This is a genomic window from uncultured Thiocystis sp., from assembly GCF_903866365.1.
Taxonomy (GTDB): domain Bacteria; phylum Pseudomonadota; class Gammaproteobacteria; order Chromatiales; family Chromatiaceae; genus Chromatium.
The window spans coordinates 1-1,688 of record NZ_CAIPNF010000275.1 but is presented as its reverse complement, the minus strand read 5'-3'; the positions used below and the strand labels follow the sequence as shown (position 1 = coordinate 1,688).

Here is a 1,688-nt window from a genome sequence, read left to right as displayed (position 1 = left end):
GGAGGACTTGCGTGCCAAGTTGCTGGCCTTCATCGCCTACTTCAATGCCACCATGGCCAAACCGTTCCGTTGGACGTATCAAGGGAAACCATTGATGGTCTAAGTGCCATTACAAACATTTGAGCGCCACTGTACTAGTCATCCTGGCGGTGCAGGCCGGCCAGCCCAACGCCGCCCTGCCGTGGTTCAAAACGGCGCTGGAAGCGGACCTGACGCGCGAGCAGTTTTGGTTGAGTTATGCCGAGACGCTGCACCTGGCCGGCCAGACTGCGGCGGCTCAAGCGGTGTTGGCCTTGGGCCAGTCAAAGGGTTTGGCGGGGACGGCGGTCGATGCGCTGGCGCGGCAACTGACACCGCCCACGCCAGCACCGTCTGCCAATCCATCGCCACCGTTCGCGAATGCATCAGTGACAGCGGCCACGGACAAGCGGACAAACGGATCGAGGGCGCGGGAAAACAAGAGACGGTCTAGGAGCCCGTCCGACTTAGGTTCCGGATCGTGTTCCGACAGGCTGCATTGACAAAAATGAGACAGGCGAGTGCGCGTGAAACATCGAAATTGTCGGTATGTTTCGCGAAAACGCGCGATCTTGTCCTCTTTTTCATCCTTTAAGCGCAAAAAGGCGCTTGAGATTCCATCCCATGCACACCAGCGCCCACTCGCCCTGCACCGCACGCAAGCCGCGCAGCAGGAATTGGCGGAAGCCCTGCACCTGCTTGATGATGCCGAAGACGGTCTCGACCGTGGCCTTGCGCTTGGCATAGCGGGCCTTGCCGTCGCGGGTGCGCAACCGATGCGCATTGGCCTCGGCCGGCGTGGGCTGGCCTTGGGGAGTCGGCGGGTCGGCGGCGAGCCGCTCGGCCAAGGGCGGGTGGTGGCCCTGGCGTGCTTCGGGGATGTCGGGATCAATGCCGGCGGCGGCGCAGCGCTCGAGGTTCTCCTGACGGTGATAACCGGTGTCGGCCAGCAGCGCGTCGACCGCGCCGAGCGCCTCGGGCAGGGCATCGAGGCACGCCAGGGCGGGGCCGATCTCCTGCTTGTCGTTGGTGTGATCGGTGACGTGCTGCGCGACGATCAGGTGCGTCTCGGTATCGACCCCGGCCTGTGCGTTGTAGGCCTGCTCGAAGCCGCCGCCGGCGGTGGGCATGATGCGCGACTCGGCGTCAGTGAGGCTGACCTGATCCTTGGCCCGCGGGCCGGGCTCGGGCGCCTTGGCGGGCTTCCGGCCGGTGCGCTCGCGACGGGCTTCGCGCTCGGCGAGCTTGCGTTCGTACTCGGCTTGCTCGGCCGCGAAGCGCGCGTGCGCGCGGGCCTCGATCTCGGCCTTGGCCGCGGCGATGACGGCGAGGCGCTGCTCGCGCCGCTTCAGCTCCAGCGGGAGATCCAACGCGGCGGGCAGCGGTGTGTTGTCGGCCTGCTCGGCCAGACGCAGCAGCGCTTCGACCTCGCCCTTGAGCTGTTCCTCCAGCCGGCTGGCGTGCTCGAAGCTCAGCGCCTTGTGCTTGCTCGCGTTGGCTTTGATCCCTTCGGCTTCGCTCAGGACAGGCTTGGTCCCGTCGAGACTGACGGTGCCGAGCTTGAGCAGCCCCATCGCCTGCGCGATGAGCAGCACCTCGGTGAACAGCCCCGCCAGCTCGTCGAGAAAGCGCTTGCGAAAATCGGCGATGGTGCGGTGGTCGGGATGGGT

The 1,688-nt window shown here is 65.8% G+C and carries 2 protein-coding genes; both read right to left on the bottom strand.

Annotation, left to right across the window (positions count from 1 at the left end; translation table 11 throughout):
• Positions 1-134: 134 nt before the first annotated feature.
• Positions 135-281, bottom strand: coding sequence for a hypothetical protein (locus QZY07_RS15415; RefSeq protein WP_295404534.1), 147 nt, complete (start codon positions 279-281; stop codon positions 135-137).
• A gap of 321 nt (positions 282-602) precedes the next feature.
• A partial coding sequence (locus QZY07_RS15410) for a transposase (RefSeq protein ID WP_295404533.1) occupies positions 603-1,688 on the bottom strand: 1,086 nt, incomplete at its 5' end.